The 21,887-nt window shown below is 71.9% G+C and carries 22 protein-coding genes; 12 read left to right on the top strand and 10 right to left on the bottom strand.

Features of this window, described 5'->3' with window-relative positions; all coding sequences use genetic code 11:
• Positions 1-151: 151 nt before the first annotated feature.
• On the bottom strand, positions 152-2,470 hold the full coding sequence (locus tag ACFXMG_RS26965; RefSeq protein ID WP_384119844.1) for a serine hydrolase: 2,319 nt from the start codon (positions 2,468-2,470) through the stop codon (positions 152-154).
• 162 nt (positions 2,471-2,632) lie between these two features.
• Between ACFXMG_RS26965 and ACFXMG_RS26960 the strand changes: the two genes are divergently transcribed.
• The 3 genes from ACFXMG_RS26960 to ACFXMG_RS26950 all read left to right on the top strand — a co-directional run bounded on the left by ACFXMG_RS26960 (position 2,633) and on the right by ACFXMG_RS26950 (position 4,884).
• A complete protein-coding gene (locus ACFXMG_RS26960; protein ID WP_383817360.1) occupies positions 2,633-3,331 on the top strand; it encodes a GPP34 family phosphoprotein in 699 nt (232 codons plus the stop codon).
• Between the two features lie 249 nt (positions 3,332-3,580).
• Complete coding sequence (locus ACFXMG_RS26955; RefSeq protein WP_383817357.1) at positions 3,581-4,441, top strand: helix-turn-helix domain-containing protein; 861 nt, start codon at positions 3,581-3,583, stop codon at positions 4,439-4,441.
• Between the two features lie 242 nt (positions 4,442-4,683).
• Entirely contained in the window at positions 4,684-4,884 is a 201-nt protein-coding gene (locus ACFXMG_RS26950) for a DUF397 domain-containing protein (RefSeq protein WP_383817397.1), read from the top strand.
• A gap of 122 nt (positions 4,885-5,006) precedes the next feature.
• On the opposite strand, the gene ACFXMG_RS26945 is transcribed toward ACFXMG_RS26950, so the two are convergent.
• Positions 5,007-5,846, bottom strand: a complete 840-nt coding sequence (locus ACFXMG_RS26945; protein ID WP_383817355.1) for a hypothetical protein — start codon at positions 5,844-5,846, stop codon at positions 5,007-5,009.
• Between the two features lie 82 nt (positions 5,847-5,928).
• Here ACFXMG_RS26945 and ACFXMG_RS26940 point away from each other — a divergent pair, with 82 nt between their 5' ends.
• The gene (locus ACFXMG_RS26940) at positions 5,929-6,714 is read left to right on the top strand and encodes an SDR family oxidoreductase (protein ID WP_383817353.1); all 786 of its coding nucleotides are present in this window, start codon (positions 5,929-5,931) and stop codon (positions 6,712-6,714) included.
• A gap of 624 nt (positions 6,715-7,338) precedes the next feature.
• Here ACFXMG_RS26940 and ACFXMG_RS26935 read toward each other — a convergent pair.
• Positions 7,339-8,433: an ADP-ribosylglycohydrolase family protein gene (locus ACFXMG_RS26935; RefSeq protein ID WP_383817351.1), complete on the bottom strand. Its 1,095-nt coding sequence runs from the start codon at positions 8,431-8,433 to the stop codon at positions 7,339-7,341.
• 169 nt (positions 8,434-8,602) lie between these two features.
• On the opposite strand from ACFXMG_RS26935, the gene ACFXMG_RS26930 reads away from it, so the two are divergent.
• On the top strand, positions 8,603-9,676 hold the full coding sequence (locus tag ACFXMG_RS26930) for a tyrosine-protein phosphatase (RefSeq protein WP_383817349.1): 1,074 nt from the start codon (positions 8,603-8,605) through the stop codon (positions 9,674-9,676).
• A 6-nt stretch (positions 9,677-9,682) separates the two neighbouring features.
• Here the strand turns inward: ACFXMG_RS26930 and ACFXMG_RS26925 are convergent, their stop codons facing one another.
• The 5 genes from ACFXMG_RS26925 to ACFXMG_RS26905 all read right to left on the bottom strand — a co-directional run bounded on the left by ACFXMG_RS26925 (position 9,683) and on the right by ACFXMG_RS26905 (position 14,780).
• On the bottom strand, positions 9,683-12,313 hold the full coding sequence (locus tag ACFXMG_RS26925) for a bifunctional FO biosynthesis protein CofGH (protein ID WP_383817346.1): 2,631 nt from the start codon (positions 12,311-12,313) through the stop codon (positions 9,683-9,685).
• A 56-nt stretch (positions 12,314-12,369) separates the two neighbouring features.
• On the bottom strand, positions 12,370-12,723 hold the full coding sequence (locus ACFXMG_RS26920) for a hypothetical protein (protein WP_383817344.1): 354 nt from the start codon (positions 12,721-12,723) through the stop codon (positions 12,370-12,372).
• Entirely contained in the window at positions 12,720-13,181 is a 462-nt protein-coding gene (locus tag ACFXMG_RS26915; protein ID WP_383817341.1) for a prevent-host-death family protein, read from the bottom strand. The genes ACFXMG_RS26920 and ACFXMG_RS26915 overlap by 4 nt, the downstream gene beginning before the upstream one ends.
• Before the next feature lie 57 nt (positions 13,182-13,238).
• A complete protein-coding gene (locus ACFXMG_RS26910) occupies positions 13,239-14,072 on the bottom strand; it encodes a TIGR03619 family F420-dependent LLM class oxidoreductase (RefSeq protein WP_383817339.1) in 834 nt (277 codons plus the stop codon).
• Between the two features lie 237 nt (positions 14,073-14,309).
• The gene (locus tag ACFXMG_RS26905) at positions 14,310-14,780 is read right to left on the bottom strand and encodes a GNAT family N-acetyltransferase (RefSeq protein WP_383817336.1); all 471 of its coding nucleotides are present in this window, start codon (positions 14,778-14,780) and stop codon (positions 14,310-14,312) included.
• A gap of 58 nt (positions 14,781-14,838) precedes the next feature.
• Between ACFXMG_RS26905 and ACFXMG_RS26900 the strand changes: the two genes are divergently transcribed.
• Positions 14,839-15,054: a hypothetical protein gene (locus ACFXMG_RS26900; protein ID WP_383817334.1), complete on the top strand. Its 216-nt coding sequence runs from the start codon at positions 14,839-14,841 to the stop codon at positions 15,052-15,054.
• A gap of 160 nt (positions 15,055-15,214) precedes the next feature.
• Complete coding sequence (locus ACFXMG_RS26895) at positions 15,215-15,748, top strand: NUDIX hydrolase (protein ID WP_383817331.1); 534 nt, start codon at positions 15,215-15,217, stop codon at positions 15,746-15,748.
• Here the strand turns inward: ACFXMG_RS26895 and ACFXMG_RS26890 are convergent.
• The gene (locus tag ACFXMG_RS26890; protein ID WP_383817328.1) at positions 15,726-17,072 is read right to left on the bottom strand and encodes a hypothetical protein; all 1,347 of its coding nucleotides are present in this window, start codon (positions 17,070-17,072) and stop codon (positions 15,726-15,728) included. The two genes, ACFXMG_RS26895 and ACFXMG_RS26890, sit on opposite strands and share 23 nt — an antisense overlap.
• A 323-nt stretch (positions 17,073-17,395) precedes the next feature.
• Between ACFXMG_RS26890 and ACFXMG_RS26885 the strand changes: the two genes are divergently transcribed.
• From ACFXMG_RS26885 to ACFXMG_RS26865, 5 genes are read left to right on the top strand one after another with little or no spacing between them, the layout of a single operon-like run.
• Positions 17,396-17,725: a hypothetical protein gene (locus ACFXMG_RS26885; protein WP_383817325.1), complete on the top strand. Its 330-nt coding sequence runs from the start codon at positions 17,396-17,398 to the stop codon at positions 17,723-17,725.
• On the top strand, positions 17,713-17,934 hold the full coding sequence (locus tag ACFXMG_RS26880) for a hypothetical protein (protein WP_383817322.1): 222 nt from the start codon (positions 17,713-17,715) through the stop codon (positions 17,932-17,934). The genes ACFXMG_RS26885 and ACFXMG_RS26880 overlap by 13 nt, the downstream gene beginning before the upstream one ends.
• The gene (locus ACFXMG_RS26875; protein ID WP_383817319.1) at positions 17,919-19,043 is read left to right on the top strand and encodes a radical SAM protein; all 1,125 of its coding nucleotides are present in this window, start codon (positions 17,919-17,921) and stop codon (positions 19,041-19,043) included. The genes ACFXMG_RS26880 and ACFXMG_RS26875 overlap by 16 nt, the downstream gene beginning before the upstream one ends.
• The gene (locus ACFXMG_RS26870) at positions 19,040-19,204 is read left to right on the top strand and encodes a hypothetical protein (protein ID WP_383817316.1); all 165 of its coding nucleotides are present in this window, start codon (positions 19,040-19,042) and stop codon (positions 19,202-19,204) included. Before ACFXMG_RS26875 ends, ACFXMG_RS26870 begins: the two co-directional genes overlap by 4 nt.
• Before the next feature lie 55 nt (positions 19,205-19,259).
• A complete protein-coding gene (locus ACFXMG_RS26865; RefSeq protein ID WP_383817313.1) occupies positions 19,260-20,126 on the top strand; it encodes a GNAT family N-acetyltransferase in 867 nt (288 codons plus the stop codon).
• Between the two features lie 169 nt (positions 20,127-20,295).
• Here ACFXMG_RS26865 and ACFXMG_RS26860 read toward each other — a convergent pair whose 3' ends face one another.
• A complete protein-coding gene (locus ACFXMG_RS26860) occupies positions 20,296-21,861 on the bottom strand; it encodes an APC family permease (RefSeq protein WP_383817311.1) in 1,566 nt (521 codons plus the stop codon).
• Positions 21,862-21,887 lie beyond the last annotated feature (26 nt).

Raw genomic sequence — 21,887 nt, 5'->3', positions numbered from 1 at the left:
GCTCCGCGTACTGCTTCTCGTACTGCGTCCCGTACTGCTTCGCGTACTGCTTCGTGTGGCGCACAAAGCCCCCGAAGACGCTAACAGCAGGGCGCCCCGGCCGTCCGGGGCGCCCTGCTGGCCGTACGCGCGACCGGTCGGCCGGCGCGCGTCAGCTCACGCGCGTCAGCTTCTTGTCGAAGCCGGGTTCCACCAGGTCGGCCTGGAGCGCCACCGGGGCGCTGACCTTCCCGGCGCCCTCGCCGATCGAGACCGTGCCGACGACGTCCCCGGCCTTGCCGGAGTGCGGGACGGCCTTGCCGCCGTCGGTCAGCGCCAGCTTGACCTTGAGGCCCGGCCAGCCGACCGCCTTGATCTCCTTCGTCGCCACGACCGGCGTCTGGCCGCCCAGGCCGTCGTCGACGTAGCCGACGACCTGGCCCTTCTTCACCACGGACGCGGAGGTCACGTCGTCCTGCGCCTTCTTGATCAGCTCGTAGCTGTAGTCCAGCGACAGTTCGAGCTTCTTGCTGAGCTGCTCGGCGTTCTGCGCGCCCATCACGATGCCCAGGATGCGGCGGGTCTTGCCGTCGACGACCGTGTTGGCCGACCAGAGCAGGTTGCCGCCGGCGGGGGTGGAGGAGCCGGTCTTGATGCCGCTCACACCCGGCTTGAGCAGGAGCCGGCTGTTGTTGTTCTCGATGTAGCCGACGCCCTCGATGGTCGCGTTCGGCATGTCCACGATCTCGCGGAACACGTCGTACTGCATGACCGCCTTCGCCAGCTTGAGCTGGTCCTTCGGGGTCGAGACCGTGGAGTCGAGCAGGCCGGACGGGTCGGTGTAGCGGGTCTGGGTCATCCCCAGGTCCTTGGCGGCCGCGTTCATCTTGTCGACGAACGCCTGCTCCGAACCGGCGTCCCAGCGCGCGAGCAGCCGGGCCACGTTGTTGGCCGACGGGATCATCAGGAGCTGGAGCAGCTCCTTCTCCGTGTAGGTCTGCCCCTCCTTCACGGCCGCCGTCGACTCGTGCACGGCCTTCGCCTGGTCGGCCGCCTTCTTGTCGATCGTGATCTCGGGGCCCTTCTGCTTCCCCTTGATCGGGTGGTCGCGGAGGATCACGTACGCGGTCATCGTCTTCGTCACGGACGCGATCGGAGCCGGCTTCTGCGCCCCGTACGTCCCCATGGAGCCGACGCCCTCGACCTCCACCGCGCCCTGGCCCTCGCCGGGCCACGGCATCTGGAGCGCGCCGCCGCCGAAGGTGTACGCCGGGGTGCCGGAGAGCTTCAGGACGGGCGCCGGCAGCGGGCGGACCATCTGCGCGATCGCAAAGACGATCAGGAGGAGCAGGACCAGCGGGGTCCAGATCCGGACCCGGCGCAGCGTCGTACGCCAGGCGTTCGGCGGCGGGGGCGGGGTGTTCGTCAGCTCCGCGAGCAGGTCGAGCGGAGGCAGCGGCGGAAGCGGCTGCTGCCGCGTCCGCTCGGGCTCCCCGAGCGCGGGAGCGGGGGCGGGGGCGGGCACGGTGGCCTTCGCCGGGGTCGGCTTCGGGGCCTGCTTCGGGGTCGATGCCGGGGTCGGGGTCGGCGTCGGCTTGGCGGTGGGGGCCGGGGTCTGCGCCGGGGTCTTCGCCGCCTTCTGCTCGGCGGGGATGTCCGGACGCAGCGGTACGAAGGTGCTCGTCCGCTCGCTGTCGGATTCGGCGCCGGGGCCGGCCAGGTCGCGCGGCAGCTTGAGCGCGGTCGTCGGCTGGTCCACGGCGGGCGCGGCCGGAGCCGGAGGACGTACGGCCCGAAACATCGTGGTGGGCTGGTCGACCGGGCTCTCGGCGCGCGGTGCGGCGGCCTTCTCCTCCGGCTCGGGCTTGGCCTCAGCCGCAGGCTCCGCGGTCTTCTTCGCGGCGAACCACGACGGCTCCGGCGCCTTCGGTGCCTCGACGGGCGCCTCAGGGGCCTTCACGGGCTCCTCGGCGTCCTCCGCCGCCCCGGCGGCCCCGGAGGGCTCCTCGGGCTCGACGGGCGCCTCTACGGCCTCAGGCGCCTCGGCCGTCTCAGGCGTCTCAGGCGCCTCAGTGTCGGCGCGGCCCTCGGGCTCGTCCCCGGACTCATCGCCGTCCTCGGCCTCGCCGTCGGCCTCGTCCCCGTCCTCGTCCGTCTTCGCCGCCGTCGCGACCCACGCCGCCACGGCCTGCTTCAGACGATCACCCTCGGGCTCACCCTCGGGCGCCGACTCCGTGGACTCCTCGGACTCCGCCGGCTCCGGAATCGATTCCTCAGCCGGCTTCTCCGCGTCGTCCTCCGGTGTGCGCGGTGCCAGGGTCTTGAAGACCGCCGTCGGCTGGTCCACCCGATCCGGCGCGGACACCGCGGACGCCGGAGGAACCGACGACGCAACCGTCGACGACGCCGCCGACGTCTTGCCCTCCGACGACCCCTGCTGCTCCGCCCTGTCGGGGGACTCGCCCGCCACCGTGCCTCCTCCATGCGTCATGCGTACGTCCGAACCGTCTACCAGTGTCCTGTGTGAACCCCTTGGCTCCCGTGCTAGACGAGAACGACATACCTACTGGTTCCCGGACGAACCACCCAGGCACTCTCGACAGATGAATGTGAGAGGGGTCACCCTGTCATTCATCCACGCGGGGAGGCATGGATGGGCAGGAGCCGCAGAACACTTCCGGAGGAGCTTCTGCTGCTCGCTCTGGACCCGACCACGGGTACCACAGCGCAGCCGCAGTCGCTCGATCTGGGCCTGGCCGGAGCACAGCTAGTAGAGCTGGCCCTGGCAGGACGGATAGCCCCTGACGGGGATCGTATCGCCGTGGTGATGCCACGGCCGACCGGAGATCCGACTCTGGACTCCGCACTGGAACTGCTGCGCAGGCGCGGCAGTCCGGTACGGGCCGTCCATTGGATCGGCGGGCCCCGACTGGGGCTCCGCCAGACGTATCTCTCGCATCTGGAGCGATGCGGCATGGTGCATGCCGTGGAGGGCCAGATGTGCGGGGTGCTGCCGACGACTCGCTACCAGGCGACGGACACGGCGATCAGCCGGGAGATCAGAACCCGGCTGGACAGTGCGATCCGCACCGGCGTACCGCCGGACCCGCGGACCGCGGCGCTCGCCGCACTGGCCCACGCGGTCGGACTCGGCAAGCACCTGTACCCCGGCAACGAAGGACGGTCGTCGCGGTCCCGACTGCGCGACCTGATCCGGCACGACCCGATGGGCGGTCTCGTGGCGCACGCCGTCATGGACGTCCAGAACGGCGCGGCCGCACAGCCGCGCCGCAACGGCCCGGGCGTACCCGCCCAGCCGCGCGGCAGCATGGCCCGCGCCGCGGCCCACTGAGGCCACGGCGCACCACGCACCGCCGCACCACGTAAGACCGCACCACCGCATCGCCGTTCCACCGCACCACATACCCCTTCCGGGAGCCGCACAAGGAGTGCGGGGTGCCTTCGGGCGCCCCGCACATCCGCGTCCCCCGCACCGCGTTGTCGGGTTTTCCCAGCGCACGCGGCACCATTGGTGGCAGTCTGCCAAGCAGTAGATACTCACAGCTACGCATCGCAGACAGCAGCCGGAGGTGCAGTTTCCGTGGCGTCCAGTGTCAACCCCACCGTCAGGCGACGCCGATTGGGCCAGGAGCTGCGCAAGCTCCGCGAGGGCAAGGGCATGACGGCCGAGCAGGTCGCCGAGCGCCTCCTCGTCTCCCAGTCCAAGATCAGCCGTCTCGAGAACGGCCGCCGCTCCATCAGCCAGCGCGATGTGCGCGACCTGTGCGGGGTGTACGAGGTCGAGGACGAGGCCATGGTCAACTCCCTCATGCAGATGGCCAAGGACTCGCGCCAGCAGGGCTGGTGGCACGCCTTCGGCGACATCCCGTACAGCGTCTACATCGGTCTGGAGACGGACGCGCAGAGCCTGCGCGTCTACGAGCCGCAGATCATTCCCGGTCTCCTCCAGACCCGCGCGTACGCCACCGCCGTCATCTCCGGCGCGCTGCCCGAGTCGACGCCGGCGGACATCGAGAAGCGGGCCACCGTCCGCACCCGCCGCCAGGACCGGATCCGCGACGACGAGCGCCCGCTGCGCCTGTGGGCGGTCATCGACGAGGCCGCGCTGCACCGGGTCGTCGGCAACCGGCAGGTGATGGTCGAGCAGTTGGAGCACCTGGTCGAGCAGTCGCACCTGCCGCACGTGACCGTGCAGGTGCTGCCCTTCGACACGGGCGCGCACCCGGGCATCAGCGGCCAGTACTCGATCCTGGAGTTCCCGGACGCCTCCGACTCCAGCGTCGTCTACATCGAGGGCGTGACGAGCGACCTGTATCTGGAGAAGGGGCCTGACGTGTCGAAGTACAGCTACATGTACGAGCACCTGCGGGCGCAGGCGCTGGGCGTGGAGCAGACGCGGGACTTCGTGGCCGACATCGCGAAGAAGTACGCGCAGGGCTGACAGAGCCGGTCATCGGGGCGGTTCCGGCGGGTGTGGGGCGGGTCGGGCAGGTCTGAACCACTGAGGGGCAGGCACCGTACACCCCCGACTCGGCCCGACGGAAGCTCAGTTGGAATATGCCACCCGGTCGTGTGAACGCCGGTCCCACCGCTCGGGACCGGCGAGTAGCGTCGATCAGGCCGGTGGAGATCACCCCGGCAACGATCCTGACGCCCCTCGGGCAGAACCGGAGCGAGCACATCATGGCCATCATCCAGGGTGCCACCGACAACTGGACCAAGTCCTCCTACTCCGGCGGCAACGGCGCCTGCGTCGAGGTGAAGTCCCCGGCCGTCGCCGCCATCGACGTCCGCGACTCCAAGGCTCCGCAGGGTCCGTCGATCTCTTTCGGACCGGGCTCGTGGAACGCCTTCGTCGGCCAGGTGAGCAACGGGGCCCTCTGAGGTCCGCAGAGCCGCCCGCATCACCCGCATCACCCGTAGAGCCGCCCTCTCGTCCGGTCCGCCGACCTGGCCGAGAGGGCACGCTCATGTCCGGGGCTCGGCGGGACCCTCAGTGGGGCCTGTCACCTCAGCTGGTCCACGTACCGGTCCGTGCCCGGGACGGTCGGGACGAAAGGCGCGACCAGCTCACCCCTACCTTGCTCTCCCCCGAGAGTGCCGAGGTCCGCGAAGTGCTCGGTCCAGCAGTCGCGCGGGTCCCGCTCCAGGAACCAGAGCAGGGTGAGGCGGGTGTCGACGCCCTCCACCTGCTTCACGTACGTCATGCGGTCGCCGGGCAGTGGCGTCGGGCGGAAGACGGTCACCATCGCCGCCGGGGAACCGGCGAGCCGGCGCGGGAGTTCGCGGGAGACGAGGCGTTCGAGGAGGGCGGCGCGCTCCTCCGGGCCGGCGCAGTCGACGACCTGGAGGATCAGGCCCGCGTAGGGGTGGTCGAGGGCGTGGAAGTCGCGCGGACCGGCCGCCCCGTCCCGGTACACGGTCGTCTCGTGGTCCTGGAAGGACGTGAAGACGTGGGTGCGGTCGTGGTAGACGCGGGCGTCGCGGTTGAGCCGCTTGTTGATGGCGACGGTCCACTTCATGTGCTCGTCGTAGCGGCCGTCGGTGATCCAGTACGTGGAGAGGTAGCAGCCGGAGGTGACCGGCTGGGCGACGGCGGACTTCTCGGGCGTCCGGAGCCCCTGGAGGTCGCGGGTGGCGACCCAGCGGCGGCCCGCGTACATCCAGGGCATCGCCATCGCGCCGGCGTAGTAGTGGTCGTCCTCGTACCAGCGGTTGTACGCGTACTCGTGGCCCGGGTGCGGCTCCACCATGGTGATCAGGGCGTGGCCGGGGCGGACCCCGTACGGGCCGGTCGCGGCCAGTTCCCCGTACGTGTCGGCTGAACGGTCGTCGTCGTCACTCATCGCCGTCTCCCTTCCCAGTGCGGCTCGGGGGACCTACTCTGACGGACCGTCAGATCAGTGACCAGAGGCGGGAGACACCCGGATGCTGCTCCAGGGGAAGACGGTCGTCGTGTCGGGCGTCGGGACCGGACTCGGTCACCGCGTCGCGGAGGCGGTGGTGCGCGACGGCGGCAACGCGGTGCTCGGCGCGCGGACCGAGGCGAACCTCGTCAAGTCGGCGGCCGCGATCGACCCGGGCGGGCGGCGGACCGCCCACCTTCCGACCGACATCACCGACGAGGCGCAGTGCGAGGCGCTGGCCGCGCTGGCGGTCGAGCGGTTCGGCGGGGTGGACGCGGTGGTGCAGGTCGCCGCGTGGGACTCGTACTTCGGCGGGCTCGCCGACGCGGACTTCGCGACGTGGCAGGGGGTGCTGGACGTCAATCTGCTCGGGACGCTGCGGATGACGCGGGCGTGCCTGCCGGCGCTGCGGGCGGCGGGCGGCGGGTCGGTCGTCTTCATCGGTACGCAGTCGGCGGTCGCCGCGCCGACGCAGGTGCAGCAGGCGGCGTACGCGGCGTCCAAGGGGGCGCTGACCTCGGCGATGTACTCGCTGGCGCGGGAGCTGGGGCCGGACCGGATCCGGGTCAACACGGTGCTGCCGGGGTGGATGTGGGGGCCGCCGGTCGAGGCGTTCGTGCGCTTCAGCGCGGCGGCGGAGGGGGTGTCGGAGGAGGAGGTGCTGGCGCGGCTCACGTCGCGCATGGCCCTGCCGGAGCTGGCGACCGACGGCGACGTCGCCGACGCGGTCGCCTTCCTCGCGTCGGCGCGTGCCCGCGCGATCACGGGGCAGTCGCTGCTGGTCAACGCGGGCGAACTAATGAGGTGACCCTCCGGGACGAGCCCCACACCTTGCGGGCCCACCCCTGTACGAGCGTTCCGCCCGTGCCCCCGCATGCTCCGCCCACCAGGCCCGAGCCCGTACGGGCTGCGCCCACCTGGCCCGCACCCGTACGGGCTGCGCCCACCAGGTCCGTGCCCGTACGGGCTGCGCCTGCCTGGCCCGTGCCCGTACGGGCTGCACCCACCAGGTCCGTGCCCGTACGGGCTGCACCGTACCGCTACCGTGCGGGCCTCCGTCCACGCCCGTGCGGGCTGCACCGTCCCGCCGCCGCGCGGGCCTCCGTCCACGCCCGTGCGGGCCGCACCGGCCTCGCCCACCACCGTGTGGGCAGGTGTTCCGCAGGGCGGAACGGGTGGGCACACCCACGGTGCGGCCTCGCGTGTGCGGGGCGTTCAGGCGCGGGAACCTAGGCCCGGTGCAGGGCGCCGTTCCGTTGTGCCCACCCGTTCCGCCCCAGCGGAACGATTGCCCACAACGAAACGGGGTGGCGGGGCGCAGCCCGCAACGGAACGAGGTGCGGCACGGGCGCAGCCCGCAACGGAACGGGGCGCGGCCCGCAGTCGCGTGGCCCGGCCGGGCGGGGCGCAGCCCGCAACCCGGGCTCGGGGGTTACGGGGTCGGGTAGCGGGTGTGCCAGGTGGGGGTGTGGAGGGTGGCGGCTTGGGTGAGTTCTAGGGCCAGGTCGTCGGAGAGTTCCAGGAGCGTCGCGCGGCCCTCCAGCGCCGCCAGCCAGGACGGCGGGAGGGCCGTCTCGCCGTGCTGGGCGCCCAGGAGCGCGCCGGTGACCGACGCCGTGACCGCCGACGGGCCGTCGTGGTTGACGGCCAGCCGCAGCCCGTGGCGGACGTCCTCGCCGACGAGGGCGCAGTAGACGGCGGCCGCCAGCTGCCCCTCCGCACGGTCCTCGTCCGCCCCGAGCGCCGCCACCCGATCCGCGTCGGGGACGCCCTCGCGTACGGCTCCGAGGGCGCGGGTCAGCGCCTCGGTCACCGGTTCGTGGCCGGGGCGGGCGGCCAGCAGGCTCAGGGCCGTACCGGCGGCGGCTTCGACGGAGGCGCCGCGGGCCACGCCGTGGACGGTGACGGCGAGCGCGCCGGCCGCGAGCGTCGCGGCGGGCGCGCCGTGCGTCTGGGCGGCGCACTCGACGGCGAGCTGGCAGACGAGCGCGGGCTCCCAGCCGACGAGCAGGCCGAAGGGCGCGGAGCGGGCGAGCGCGCCGGAGTCGCCGGCGTCGGGGTTCTTGGGCTCGTCCAGGGTGCCGAGCCGCTCGTCGCCGAGGCCGGTGAGGCAGGCGCGGGGCGGCCGGCGGCGGGCGTACAGCCACTCCTGGCGGCCGAGCCAGCCGTTGTCGTGGCGCCGCTCGTCCGGGCCCCAGTCGCGCTGGGTGGCGGCCCAGCGCAGAAGGGCCCGGTGGACCTCGGTGGGCGGATGCCAGACACCGCTGTCGCGGCGCACGTGCGCGCGGATGAGGCCGTCGACGGTGAAGAGGCTCATCTGGGTGGCGGCGGTGACCGGCAGGACGCCGTCGGGCGGTTCGGCGAGACCCGCCTCACCGTGCGCCGTACGGATCTCCTTGAGCGCCCGCTCGTGCACGCCCGCGCCGAACGCGTCGCCGACGGCGGCGCCGAGCAGACAGCCGCGCACGCGCGAGCGGAAGTCCTGCTGTTCGGTGCGGCCCCACACGGCCGCGGCAGTGGTGGTCACGACGTGCCCTCCCCCGTCCGAGGTCCCGTTCTCTCACCGGTCTTCGCAGCACTCTAATCGACCGGGTGTGCCCGTTCGGGGGTCGGAGACTTATGTGATCGGACGCCCTTCAGGCCGCTTTTGACCACAGTTCACCCGAGGTTCGCCGTTGGCCTGAACCATCCGCCGCATGACCCCCGTGACACGAGTCAAGTACTCCTCCGCCGCGCTCGCCGCCGCCCTCCTGGTCGGCCTCGGCACTCCGGCCGCCTCCGCGCACGCCCCGGCGCACTCCCCCGGTCACCACGCGCACCGCGTCCCCTTCACCGCCGCGAGCGTCACCGACCACCCCGACGGCACCTCCACCATCTCCTGGGACGCGCCCGGCACGCACCGGGTGACCATCCGCTCCGAGGGGCGTACCGTCGCGCGCGGCGGCGCGTCCGGGACGGTGACCGTGCCGACGCGGGCGGGGGCCGACCGGCACTGGTTCGAGCTCGTGCCCGACCGGGGTGCGTCGCTCCGCCTCGCCGACCGCCTGATACGGCTCCAGGGCACGGCCAACCTCCGGGACGCGGGCGGGTTCCGCACCCGTGACGGGCAGTGGGTGCGGATGGGCGAGGTCTACCGCTCCGACGCGCTCGACAAGCTCACCGACGCCGACCTCGCCAAGCTGCGCCGCCTCGGCCTGCGCACCGTCCTCGACCTGCGGATGGAGTCCGAGCGGGCCGCCGCCCCCGACCGCGTCCCGGCGGGCGCGACGCACGTCGTCGCCGACGTCCTGGCGGGCAGCGGCACCTTCACCGCGATGCCGAAGTCCCCGGCGGAGGCCGAGGCGATGATGGTGGAGGGCAACCGCTTCATGGTGAGCGGGGACACGGCGCAGGCCGCGTACGCCACCGTCCTGGACGAGCTGGCCGATGGCGGCGGCGTCCTCTTCCACTGCACGGCCGGCAAGGACCGCACCGGCTGGGCCGAGGCCGCGCTCCTCACCGCCCTCGGCGTCCCCGAGGAGACGGTCATGGCCGACTACCTCGCCAGCAACACCTACCGGGCCGCCGCCAACGAGGCCATCCTCTCCCACCTCCCGCCCGCCCAGGCCGCCGTCTACAAGCCGCTCCTGGACGTCCGCCCGCAGTACCTCAACGCCTCCTTCGAGCAGGTCGGCAAGGACTTCGGCTCCTTCCGCGCCTACCTCCGCGAGGGCGTCGACCTCGACGCCCACGAGCTGAAGTCCCTCAAGCGGCGGCTGCTCGTCGGCTGAGCGGGCTCAGCCCTCGATCACCGGCAGCAGCTCCGGCAGGTGCCCGTCCGAGGCGCGGGCGGCGGCCTGCCGCTCGGCCGGGACCTCGCCGTAGAGGGTCGTCCGGGGGCGGGACGGGCGGCCCGCCGCCTCCGCGATGGCCTCCAGGTCGCGGATGGAGCGGTACGAGCCGTAACTCGACCCCGCCATCCGGGAGATGGTCTCCTCCATCAGGGTCCCGCCGAGGTCGTTGGCGCCGGAGCGGAGCATCTCCGCCGCGCCCTCCGTGCCCAGCTTCACCCAACTGGTCTGGATGTTGGGGATGTGCGGGTGGAGCAGGAGGCGGGCCATCGCCGTCACCGCGCGGTTGTCGCGGATCGTCGGGCCGGGGCGGGCGATGCCCGCGAGGTAGACGGGCGCGTTGGTGTGGATGAAGGGGAGCGTGACGAACTCCGTGAAGCCGCCCGTCCGCCGCTGGATCGAGGCCAGCGTGCGGAGGTGGCCGAGCCAGTGGCGGGGCTGGTCGACGTGCCCGTACATCATCGTCGAGCTCGACCGCAGGCCCAGCTCGTGCGCGGTGGTGATCACCTCGATCCAGGTGGCGGTGGGCAGCTTGCCCTTGGTCAGCACCCAGCGGACCTCGTCGTCGAGGATCTCGGCGGCCGTGCCGGGGATCGAGTCGAGCCCGGCCTCCTTCGCGGCGGTCAGCCACTCGCGGATCGACAGGCCGGTGCGGGTCGCGCCGTTGACGACCTCCATCGGGGAGAAGGCGTGCACGTGCATGCCGGGGACGCGCTCCTTCACCGCCCGCGCGATGTCGAAGTAGGCCGTGCCGGGCAGGTCGGGGTGGATGCCGCCCTGCATGCAGACCTCCACCGCGCCGACGTCCCACGCCTGCTGCGCGCGGTCGGCGACCTGGTCGAGGGAGAGGGTGTACGCGTCGGCGTCGGTGCGGCGCTGGGCGAAGGCGCAGAAGCGGCAGCCGGTGTAGCAGACGTTGGTGAAGTTGATGTTCCTGGTGACGATGTACGTCACCTCGTCGCCGGAGACCGACTTCCGCACGTCGTCCGCGACCGCGCACAGCGCGTCGAGCGCCGGGCCGTCGGCGTGCAGCAGCGCCAGGGCCTGCGGGTCGGTCAGCTTCGTCGGGTCGTCGGCGGCGACGGCCAGCGCCTCCCGCACGTCGGCGTCGATCCGCTCGGGGACCGCGTCGGGCACCATGCCGGGCGCGGCGGCCTCCCGCAGGGCCTCCCAGTCGCCGTACACGTCGTCGAAGTCGTCGCGCCGGTCGCTCGTGCGGCCCTCGGAGTCGATGGTCGTGAAGAGGTCGGTACGGCCCGAGGCCGTGAAGGTCTCGTCCGGCTCCTGCCACGGCAGGCCGCGCACCACCGCGTCCGGGTTCGCGAGGCCGGTCTCCGGGTCGGCGAGGGCGCGGACGTGCGGCATGATCCGCGGATCGAGCCAGGGCTCGCCGCGGCGCACGAACTCCGGGTAGACGCAGAGCCGTTCGCGCAGCTCGAAGCCGGCGGCGGCGGAGCGCTCGGCGAGCTCGTCGATCCGGGGCCAGGGGCGCTCGGGGTTGACGTGGTCGATGGTGAGCGGGGAGACCCCGCCCCAGTCGTCGATGCCGGCCGCGATCAGCCGCTCGTACTCGGCGTCCACCAGGTTCGGCGGCGCCTGGAGGCAGGCGGACGGGCCCATGATGAGGCGGGCGACGGCGACGGCGGCGACCAGGTCGTCGAGTTCGGCGTCGGGCATCGAGCGCATGGCCGTGTCCGGCTTGGCCCGGAAGTTCTGGATGATCAGTTCCTGGATGCCGTGGTAGGCGCGGGCGACGCGGCGCAGCGCGAAGAGCGACTCCGCCCGCTCCTCGTACGTCTCCCCGATGCCGAGGAGGAGCCCCGAGGTGAAGGGGACGGAGGAGCGTCCGGCGTCCTCCAGGACCCGCAGCCGCACGGCCGGTTCCTTGTCCGGGGAGCCGAAGTGCGGGCCGCCGGGCTCGGACCACAGGCGGGTGGCGGTGGTCTCCAGCATCATGCCCATCGAGGGGGCGACCGGCTTCAGCCGCTGGAAGTCCGTCCACGACATGACGCCCGGGTTGAGGTGCGGCAGGAGGCCGGTCTCCTCGAGGATCCGCACCGACATCGCCCGTACGTAGGCGAGGGTGTCGTCGTAGCCGTGCGCGTCCAGCCACTCGCGCGCCTCGGGCCACCGGTCCTCCGGCTTGTCGCCGAGCGTGATCAGCGCTTCCTTGCAGCCGAGTGCGGCGCCCTTGCGCGCGATGTCCAGGACCTCGTCCGGCGACAGGAACATGCCGTGGCCCTCGCGCCGCAGCTTGCCGGGCACGGTGACGAAGGTGCAGTAGTGGCACTTGTCCCGGCAGAGCCGCGTGAGGGGTATGAACACGCTCTTCGAGTACGTGATCACCCCCGGCCGCCCGGCCGCTTCGAGCCCCGCGTCCCGGACCCGCCCCGCGACGCCCACCAGTTCCGCCAGGTCCTCGCCGCGCGCCCGGAGCAGCACCGCCGCCTCGCCGACGTCGAGCGCGACGCCGTCCCGCGCCCGCCGCAGCGCCCGGCGCATCGCGTTCCTGGTCGGGGGCGCGGCCTGTCCACCGCTCTGCTGCTCGGCCCGCTCGCCGGCCTGCTGGTCCGTCATACCCCGAGCATACGAGCGGCGGCCGCCGGAGGGGCCCGCCCGCCTCAGGTCGGCCGCTACTCGGTGTCCTTCGGATGCCGGGGAGAGGCGTACACGAAGTACACCGTCCGGCACTCCTCGTCGACGAGGTAGCGAACGCGTCCGCCCGAGGTGACCTCGTACTCCCACTGAGGCAGCACGCGCCTTCCGTGGGCGCGGGTGGACAGCCGCCCCCGCAGCCGGTGCTGCCGGTTCGGGTTGTCCCGGCGGAGCGGGTCCCCGCGCAGGTCGTCGAAGCACCGGCGGGCGTTCACCGGCGCCGACGCGACCAGTTCGCACCAGCCTTTGGCCGCCTCGTTCGTGGCGAACCGGAGGTGCCATTCCTCGCCGACCGAGGGCGGGGCGACGTCGTCGCCTCGCTTCGGCGTCACGGAGCGGTCACCTCTCCGTGATCCTCGGCCGGGAGCGGCCGGGTCAACTCCGCCGTGAGCGCGGGGTCGGCGAGCACTCTGGCCGTCGCCCTCCACTCCGCGATCGTGCGGTGGAGGGTGGCGTGCACATCCAGCTGAGCCGCGTCATGCGTCGCGTCGACCAGGTCCCCGACGAACTCGCGAACCTCCTCCGCGGAAAGATGACGCACCCAGGGGAAGACCGACGGCAGGGCGCGCCCTATCACCCGCACGCCGTCGTCGGCGGCAAGCAGGGAGGCGAGGAGTCGCGCCGTGACATCGGCCGTCTCCTCCCGCTCCTGCTCGTAGGAGAGCGTCGTCAGGCACAGATCCTGCCCGTCCCGTCGCGTGATGCGCATGCGACGCAGCCGGTCCAGCCGTTCCGCGACCTGCTTCGAGTTTCTGGACAGCTCCGAGAAAGGCACAGTGGGGGTCGCCATACCCCGACACTACTTCGGAATGTATTCAGAAGTCAATCGGAGCCCGACACAGCGCCGTCACGTCAGGTACGGCGCGTACGTGTCGAGGACGCGGAGGACCTCGGACTCGGTGGACGGGGGGAGTTGGAGGACGGTCTCCTCGCAGCCGAGTTCGGCGTAGTGGGCGAGTTTGCCGGGGGTGGGGAGGACGGCGTAGGGGACGATGTGGAGGGCCTTCGGGTCGCGGCCCGCGCGCTCCCACTCGGCGCGGAGGACCGGCAGGGAGTCGGAGAGGCCGCGGCCGCCGATCGGCATCCAGCCGTCGGTCTGGCCGGCGACGGCCGCGAACAGCTTCGGTCCCGCGGCGCCGCCCAGCAGGATCCGCGGGGCCCCGCCTGCCGGCTTCGGCCAGACCTCGGAGGCGCGCACGGAGAAGCCGGACTCCCCCTCGTACGCCGTCGGCTCCGGCGCCCACAGGGCGCGCATCAGCGCCAGGCGGTCGCGGACGAGCTCCCGGCGGGTGGACCAGGCGACGCCGTGGTCGGCGGCCTCCTCGCGGTTCCAGCCGTACCCGAGGCCGAGGGTGAGGCGGCCGCCGGAGAGGTGGTCGAGGGTCGCGATCTGCTTGGCCAGCGCGATCGGATCGTGCTGCGCGAGCAGCGTGATGCCGGTCCCGAGCCCGAGCCGCTCGGTGACGGCGGCGGCCTGCGCGAGCGCGACGAAGGCGTCCAGGGTCCGCGCGTACTCGCGCGGCAGCTCCCCGCCGCCCGGGTAGGGCGTGTCCCGGGAGACGGGGATGTGGGTGTGCTCGGGCAGGTACAGCCCGGCGAAGCCGCGCCCCTCCAGCTCGCGGGCGAGCCGCACGGGCGAGATGGTCTCGTCGGTCAGGAAGATCGTGGTCGAGATCCGCATGAGGGCACGGTAGGGGCTCCGGCCGTGCTTTCCGAGGGGTACGACACGGGGGGGGCGTGCGGGGAGCGTACGGGGGGGCCGTACGTCGTCCCCGCGGCGGCTCGCAGGGGAGCGGAGCACCGCGGGTGATCCTGCGGCCCGGGCGCGCGGGACGGGGCTGGTCTTCCTGACGGCCCTCGGAAGCCGACCCGGAACGCCCCTACGCCCGTCTCGCCTTCCGCACGGTCGCGACCGCCCTCATCGCGGAGGCGGAGGCGGGAACCGCACCATCCGCACGTCGACCGGGTCCTCGGACTCGATGGTGAAGCCGACCCGGTCGTAGAGGCGGCGGGCCGGGCTGCCCTGGAGGACGGTGAGGCGGACGGGGGCGGGCGCCGCGTCGGCGCGGTCCAGGAGGCGGCGCAGGACCTCCGTGCCCCAGCCCCGCCCCTGGACGTCCGGGGAGAGGTAGAAGTGCTCCAGGTGGAAGCCGTCGCCGCGGGCGTCGAGGCGGAGCGTGACGCAGCCGGCGAGGTCCCCGCCGGCGGTCTCGACGATCGAGGTGTACGCGGGCGAGAACCCGTCCCGCAGCCGCTGCCGGACCCGGTGCTCGTCGTACCGCCCGAGCCGCTCCAGGTCGTCGCGCAGGACGACCGCCCGCAGCTCGGCGACCGGCTCGACGTCCTCCGCCCGGCCCGCCCGCAGGGACCAGCCGCTCTCCTCGTCCATGGCGCGATGGTAGGGATCCGGTCGTAACCGCCCGCGCCCGCCCCCCGTTGGAGCGGGCATGAAGAAGCTCCTCACCGCCGCCGCCCTGACCGCCTTCGCCGCCACCGGGGGCCTCGCCTCCGCCGGCACCGCCGCCGCCGACACGGCCGGCATGAACCTCCCGTCGGTCGTCCCCCTCAGCGGCGTCCTGAACCCCAAGCCCCTCCCCGCCCAGGGGTCCGACCTCCCCGCCGCCAACCAGACCGTGAACAAGCTGCTGCCCGGACGCAGCTAGCGGAGCCGAGTAAGAAAGCCCTCCGGCGCTTCCTGTGGAGCATGCGTCAGCCACAGGAAGCGCCGCCTTTTATTCGTCAGATCGACGCTAATTCGGCGAACCGCGCTGCCTTCCACCCTCGTTCTGCGATGCTGAAGGTCGATCGAGAGGGGCCGCAGCGATGCAGTGGAAGATCCACGGGGAACGTCCGATCTACGAGAACAGCTGGGTGAACCTGTGGCTCACCGACGTCGAGACGCCGGACGGGAACCGCTGGGAGCACCACGTCGTCAAGCTCCGGCACCTCGCCGTGGCCGCCGTCGTCAACGAGCGGCGCGAGGTGCTGATGATGTGGCGGCACCGCTTCATCACGAACGCGTGGGCGTGGGAGCTGCCCATGGGACTGGTCGAGGAGGGCGAGAGTCCGGCGGAAGCCGCGGCCCGGGAGGTGCTGGAGGAGACCGGCTGGCGCCCCGGTCCGGTCAAGCCGCTGATCTACGCCGAGCCGGCCAACGGCATCACCGACTCCCAGCACCACGTCTTCCGGGCCGACGGGGCGACGTACGAGGGTCCGCCGACCGAGAAGAACGAGTCGGACCGGATCGAGTGGATCCCGCTGGCCGACGTGCGGGCCATGATCGACCGCCGCGAGATCGTCAGCAGCGGCTCCCTGGTCGGACTGCTCTACGTCCTCATGGACGAGACGATCCGCTGACCTGGCGGGGCAGTACCTCCCGGAGCCGGGACTCGAAGGCCACCGCGGCCGGTTCACGGCGGAAGGGCTCCAACTCCTCGTAGAACTCCCGGAGGTGGCCGGCGACTCGTTGCGAGCTGACGGCCGCTGCCGGGGCGAGGGCGTCCATTGCCGTGTGGCACGCCTCGTCGAGTCTGCCGCGCTGGAGCTGCGTGCGGGCGAGCCACAAGGCGTGGAAGGCGCGGCCTCGGTGGTTCGACTGGTGTTCTCGGCGGAGGGCGTCCGCGATGAGGGGTTCGGCGAGGGCGGCTTCGCCCAGGCGGCCGTGCGCGATACCGGTGTCCACGATCAGCTTCGTCTCGTCGAAGTAGGCGACCCAGGCCGGCTCCGGATCACCGGTGCTGATCCGCCCGAAGTGGGTGTGCGCTTCCGAGATCGCGGTGTGGGTCGCGCCGTGGTTGCCGAGGGTGGCGTGGGCGAAGGCTTCACGCATCGCGAGCATGGCCAGCACACGCGGTGTCGTCCCTGCGGCCGTTCGGGCCTGGTCCTGGGCGGCCGTGACGAACGCGAGGGCGTCGCCGGGCTTGTCCTGGTAGGTGGCCTGGAGGCTCATGCAGGCGAGGACGTTGGCCATGAACTGGCGGTCGTCGACTGCCTTGGCCAGGCTGAGCGATTCGGTGAAGTAGGCGCGTGCTTGGTTGTACTGGCGGGCGTCGAAGTAGGTCCACCCGGTGAGCCGGGCCAGCTCGGCCGCGATGCTGCGCAGGCCGTCCCGGAGAGGGTCCGGACGCTGCTCCTTGAGGAGATCGACGACGTAGCGGAGCTGGCCGACGACCGCCGGCCGTAAGGTCTCGCCGCCGTGCTCGTCGTCCCGGCGCCAGTAGTCCGCGATCGACGAGTGCAGAGCGTCCAGAGTCGACGCGCTGAGATCCCGCTCGGCCGCCAGGGCGAGGATGCTGTCGACGTCCGCCCCCGGTAGTCCGGCGACCAGCGGCTCGACGACCGAGACCGGCACCTCGGCCGGTTCGCGCGGCGTGACCGTCAGGCTGGGCGGCGTCTCCCAGGAGCGTCGGGCAAGTCCGAGCATGCGTCCGGGGATGCGCAGCCCGTCAGAGATCCGTTCGATCACGTCCATGTGCAGCAGCTGCCGCCGTCCGGCGATCACCTCGCCCACGCGGCTAGGGGTCAGGTCGCAGCGACGCGCGACCATCGACGGATAGATGCCTGCTCGTGCCTTGACCAGCTGAAAGATGCGGCCGAAGTCTCTGGCCTGGCATGCCTCGATCATCACTGGGTCCGTGAGCAGGCTGACCGGGAGTTCCTTCGAGCGAGATGGCTCGGGCATCGGGCACGCTCCGGCATGAGGACTACGGATCGCTGCGCTTGGTCAACCGAGGGTGATGCTACCCAAGTTGGGTAATCCGCTTGGCCTTTCTGACCGGTCCCGCGAATCGCGATGCTCCTGGCCATGGAGAACGGACAGGACGACGTACGGATGACGTTACGGGTCTCCCGCGACTCCGGGCAGACGTGGGGGCCTCGTACAGAGGTACGGGTGGGCGAGGACCCGGTGGTTCCGGAGAACCCGGGCCGCTACCCGCCGTGCGTCTGCCCCCGGTGCGCGACGCGGGAACGGAATGCCGTCGCTACCTTCCGGATGGTGTCGTGATGCGGTGCGCGCACTGGCGCCGGGTGCCCCTCGACCTGGCGCGGGAAGCAAGGGAGAAGTCGGCCGCGAAGTGCATCGACAGGGCGGTGCAGTGCCAACTGTCCACGCACGACGACGGTGAGCACTTCGGTCTCCTCACCGACGCCGGCACGTACGGGACCGCGCTGTGGCTCCGCTGGCACGGGACGGACGAGACGGAACTCGTCGTGCTGCCGGACTGCCCGGTGGCCGGCCCGGAGCCCGACGGCGAGGGCTGCTGTCTGTTCGCCGACCACGCCAAACAGCACACCTGGGAAGACGCCATGGAGGAGGTCGCGTGCACCAGCTGATCGCGAGCCCGCACAAGCCCCGGCGCCCTCGCTCGCCTCGCAACGAACAGTGCGGGGACTGCGGTGGCAGCGGCGCCAACTCGTCCGGCCACACCTGCGGCACCTGCAACGGCTTGGGCGAGATCCACTGCCGCATCGGCCGCCAGGAGTTCCGCGTGCTGTCCCGCTCCGTGATCCGGAAGGAGGGCCACCGATGGCCCACGCTCTGATCGCCTCCCCGTTCCTCGACGGACATCTCCTCCTCAAGCCGGGAGCACGAGCCGGCGCCCGAATCTCAGCCGCCCACTTCGAGGGCCTGCGCCAGGCTGCCGCCGCCGGTGAGTCGCTTCCCGCCTGGGCGGTGCAGACCGCCGCCGGGGTGTGGGACCTGGACTTGGGCAGCCGATCCGCGCAGGGCACGGTGCTGGTGCGCGAGCCGTCCCCGTACGGCTACTGCCGGGCGTCCTGGGAGATCAACCTCGGCTGCAACTTCGGCTGCAAGCACTGCTACCTCGGCGAGCGACCCTTCTCCGGCCTCAGCTGGGACGACAAGGTGCGGCTGCTGGACATCATGCGCGAGGCCGGCGTCCTGTGGCTCCAGATCACCGGCGGCGAGCCCACCATGGACCCCCACTTTCAGAGGGCCTACCGGTATGCCTGGCAGGCCGGGATGATGCTCACCATCTCCACCAACGGCTCGCTGCTCTGGCGGCCGGATCTCCTCAAGCTCTTCCGGGACTGCCCGCCGTACCGGCTGGTGGTCAGCATGTACGGGGCGAGCGAGGAGTCCTTCGACACGCTCACCCAGCGCCGCGGGGCGTGGAAGGCGTTCCGGCGCGGCATGGACGCCGCACGTGAGGCTGGCCTGCCGCTGCGCATCAACGTCGTGGTGACCGAGGACAACGCCTCCGAGGCCGACGAGATGGCCGCCCTCGCCGACGAGTGGAACGTCGAGAACCACGCGTACACGAACATGACGCCCACGATCTACGGCGGCGGTGAGCCGCTGCTCGCCCAGTCCGCAGCCCATCTGCGACAGCGCAAGCCGTTCGCCGGCTGCAACGCAGGACACACGTTCTTCCACGCCGACCCGCACGCCAAGGTGTCGATCTGCAAGGTCGGGCGCGACGACCAGATCGACCTCATGGCCGAAGGCATCGACGGCCTCACCCGGCTCGGCGCCATCGCCGACCGCCTCATGCTTCGCACCGGTGGGTGCGAGGGCTGCGCCCTGTCCGGCACCTGCCGGGTCTGCCGCCCCCTGGCCAAGCACTACCAGGAGGCCAAGGCGCCGCTGCACAGCTACTGCCAGCACGGAGACAAGGAGACCGCCTCATGACCCCGCCCGTACCGGTGACCATCCTCCCCGGCCCACCGGCCTCGGCCCGCCGCGCCGCCCCGCCCGTCGCCGTCCTCTCGGTGACCGCCGTCATGGACCTGGACGACGTCGTGGAGAGCGCGGAGTGCTCCTGCGACGCCGGTGACGACAACCCCCACTGACCGACCCGCCCTTGCGGTGGTCCGGGCCGGCCCGGACCACCGCTAGGGTGCCGCCATGTTCTTCCGCTGGGACTGGCTCCGGCCCCAACTGACCGCGCCGGTCGTGCCGACCCTCGGCCCCGTCCATCCCGACGCCCTGACCGTCGACCTCTTCGAGGACGTTCTGCGCGCGGCCGCCACCGGGGGCTTCCTGCCCTACGACAAGGACCGGCGCTGGGGCGGCGAGAAGGACGAGACGATCCTCCGCGACAGCGTGGTCCACCAGCCCGGCCACACCCTCGTCCCCACCTTGACCCGGCGCGGACGCGGCACGGTGAAGGTCTTCGCCTACGGGCTCCGCGCCGGCGACGTGGACGAGGCCGCCGAGCTGGCCGCCAAGCTCGCGGCCACGCACGACGCGGCCGCCGCCCGGATCGTACGCCCCCTCGGCCCCGGCACCACCGACCCGCGGGGCACCCGCATCCAACTGAAGGACTTCACCGCAGACCTCTGTCCCGCTCCGGACGGTCCGGTCCGCCCCGTCACCGACTGGCCGGTCGCCGTACAGGAGACCTTCGCCCCGTTCGCCGAGACCATGGCGGGCGACGGCCTGTTCTTCCTCCACTCCCGGATGAGGGCGGGTCGGTGCGGGCCGGTCCTGTGCGCCGCCATCGGAGGCCGTGCCGTGGGCGCGATCGGCCCCATGGAGATCCAGCCCGACGCGATCGGCCGCCCCCAGCTCATGCCCCCATACTTCGCGGTCCTCCCTGAGGCCCGTGGCCAGGGCCTCGGACGCGTTCTTTGGAGGGCCGCCATGCACTGGGGCCAGACCCACGGAGCCGCCTACCAACTCCTCCAGACCGAGGTCGACGGCCCCTCCGACCGGCTGTGCCAGTCCGAAGGACTCGCCTCCCTCGGCTTCACCCACACCACAGCCGCGTAAGAACGAAGATGGCGGTACCGCTTCTGCCAGTGCTCCGCACCCCACCTGGAGGTATAGGCCGGATCCACGGCGATCACGCCGATCCCCGTCTCCGCGCACGAAGGCGACGGTACCCCCCACGGGACCGTCGCCTTCGCGTTCTCGGTGACTCAGGTGCGTGTGCGCCCGGTCAGTCGGCGACCACCAGCGACGGGGTCTCCTTCGTCAGGACCTCACCCTTGAAGAAGGCGGGGCTGCGGCGCTGCATGATCAGCATGATGACGGCGCCGAGGAGGAGGAGGCCGACGGCGATGACGAAGACGGAGCCGACGCCGAAGACGGCGGAGCCGGAGCCGTAGGCCGGGTCCCACATGTCGTAGAGGGTCTTGCCGAAGACCGCCGTGAGCATCGTGCCGCCGAGGGCCGGCATGAGGCCCTTGAAGGCGAAGTCGCGGAAGGAGCGGAAGAGCTCGGCGCGGAAGTACCAGACGCAGGCGAAGGCGGTGATCCCGTAGTAGAAGCAGATCATGAGGCCGAGCGCGTAGATGGTGTCGACCAGGACGTGCTCGCTGACCAGGGTCATCACGGTGTAGAAGGCGCCGGTGGCGACACCCGCGACGACGGTGGCCTTGCCGGGGGTCTTGAAGACCGGGTGGACCTTGGTGAAGGACTTCGGCAGGGCCTCGTACGTGGACATGGCGAGGACCGTGCGGGCGACCGGGATGAACGTGGTCTGGAGGCTCGCGGCGGCGGAGGCCAGGACGGCGACGAAGAGGAAGACGCCGAGGACCGGGCCCATGACCGGGCCGGCGAGGGCGGCGAAGACGTTGTCGGAGGTCTCCGGGTTGGCGAGGCCGAGACCCTCCTCGCCGGAGCCGACGGCCATCTGCGCGGCGATGCCGGTGGCGAGGTAGGAGCCGACCAGGACGACCATCGCGACGAGCGCGGCGCGGCCGGGGGTCTTGTCGCTGCCGACGGTCTCCTCGTTGCTCGCCATGCAGGCGTCCCAGCCCCAGTACATGAAGATCGAGAGGGAGAGGCCCGCGGTGAAGGCGGCGAAGGACTGGACCGCGAAGGGGTTCATCCAGGACCAGGAGAAGTCGACCGAGGTCTCGAAGGAGCCGGCCTTGGAGAGGGCCAGGGCGACGAAGACGGCGAGGACGACGAGCTGGAGGGCGACGAGGGTGTACTGGACGCCCTTGGTGGCCGTCATGCCGCGGTAGCTGATCGCGGTGGCGGTGGCGATGAGGGCGAGGCAGGTGAGGATGTGGACGGCCTTGTTGCCGTCCAGGGCGGCGATCGACTCGCTGCCGGTGATCTCGCCCGCCAGGAGCCAGAAGTACGAGGTGGCGACGCCGGCCAGGTTGGAGAGCACGATGATCGTGGCGATCACCAGGCCCCAGCCGCACATCCAGCCGATCTTCGGGCCGAACGCCTTCACGGTCCACGTGAAGGAGGTGCCGCAGTCGGGCATGGCCCGGTTGAGCTCCCGGTACGCGAAGGCGACGAGGAGCATCGGGAGGAAGCCCGCGAGGAACACGGCGGGCATCTGGAGGCCGACCTCGCCGGCGGTGGAGCCGAGGGTGGAGGTCAGGCAGTACACCGGGGCGACGGTGGATATGCCGATCACCGCGTTGCCGAAGAGGCCGACGGAGTTGCCACCGAGGCCCTTCTTGCGCACGCCGTGGGCGCCGCCCGGGGCGGTGGCGCCCCTTACCGTGTCTCCGGCCTGGGGCCGTACGTCCACCTGAGTCATGAACAGGACGTTAAATGCTGCGGTTT

This window comes from Streptomyces sp. NPDC059201, from assembly GCF_042754585.1.
GTDB lineage: Bacteria > Actinomycetota > Actinomycetes > Streptomycetales > Streptomycetaceae > Streptomyces.
Note: the sequence above shows the minus strand (reverse complement) of the source record. Positions and strands in the feature narration are given on the sequence as shown.

Bases quoted from the DNA above. Each gene is read 5' to 3' on its own strand.
- ACFXMG_RS26965 (WP_384119844.1), bottom strand. From the start codon at position 2,470: ATGACGCATGGAGGAGGCACGGTGGCGGGCGAGTCCCCCGACAGGGCG.
- ACFXMG_RS26960 (WP_383817360.1), top strand. From the start codon at position 2,633: ATGGGCAGGAGCCGCAGAACACTTCCGGAGGAGCTTCTGCTGCTCGCT.
- ACFXMG_RS26950 (WP_383817397.1), top strand. From the start codon at position 4,684: ATGGCCATCATCCAGGGTGCCACCGACAACTGGACCAAGTCCTCCTAC.
- ACFXMG_RS26945 (WP_383817355.1), bottom strand. From the start codon at position 5,846: ATGAGTGACGACGACGACCGTTCAGCCGACACGTACGGGGAACTGGCC.
- ACFXMG_RS26940 (WP_383817353.1), top strand. From the start codon at position 5,929: ATGCTGCTCCAGGGGAAGACGGTCGTCGTGTCGGGCGTCGGGACCGGA.
- ACFXMG_RS26930 (WP_383817349.1), top strand. From the start codon at position 8,603: ATGACCCCCGTGACACGAGTCAAGTACTCCTCCGCCGCGCTCGCCGCC.
- ACFXMG_RS26925 (WP_383817346.1), bottom strand. From the start codon at position 12,313: ATGACGGACCAGCAGGCCGGCGAGCGGGCCGAGCAGCAGAGCGGTGGA.
- ACFXMG_RS26915 (WP_383817341.1), bottom strand. From the start codon at position 13,181: ATGGCGACCCCCACTGTGCCTTTCTCGGAGCTGTCCAGAAACTCGAAG.
- ACFXMG_RS26910 (WP_383817339.1), bottom strand. From the start codon at position 14,072: ATGCGGATCTCGACCACGATCTTCCTGACCGACGAGACCATCTCGCCC.
- ACFXMG_RS26905 (WP_383817336.1), bottom strand. From the start codon at position 14,780: ATGGACGAGGAGAGCGGCTGGTCCCTGCGGGCGGGCCGGGCGGAGGAC.
- ACFXMG_RS26900 (WP_383817334.1), top strand. From the start codon at position 14,839: ATGAAGAAGCTCCTCACCGCCGCCGCCCTGACCGCCTTCGCCGCCACC.
- ACFXMG_RS26895 (WP_383817331.1), top strand. From the start codon at position 15,215: ATGCAGTGGAAGATCCACGGGGAACGTCCGATCTACGAGAACAGCTGG.
- ACFXMG_RS26890 (WP_383817328.1), bottom strand. From the start codon at position 17,072: ATGCCCGAGCCATCTCGCTCGAAGGAACTCCCGGTCAGCCTGCTCACG.
- ACFXMG_RS26885 (WP_383817325.1), top strand. From the start codon at position 17,396: ATGCGGTGCGCGCACTGGCGCCGGGTGCCCCTCGACCTGGCGCGGGAA.
- ACFXMG_RS26875 (WP_383817319.1), top strand. From the start codon at position 17,919: ATGGCCCACGCTCTGATCGCCTCCCCGTTCCTCGACGGACATCTCCTC.
- ACFXMG_RS26870 (WP_383817316.1), top strand. From the start codon at position 19,040: ATGACCCCGCCCGTACCGGTGACCATCCTCCCCGGCCCACCGGCCTCG.
- ACFXMG_RS26865 (WP_383817313.1), top strand. From the start codon at position 19,260: ATGTTCTTCCGCTGGGACTGGCTCCGGCCCCAACTGACCGCGCCGGTC.
- ACFXMG_RS26860 (WP_383817311.1), bottom strand. From the start codon at position 21,861: ATGACTCAGGTGGACGTACGGCCCCAGGCCGGAGACACGGTAAGGGGC.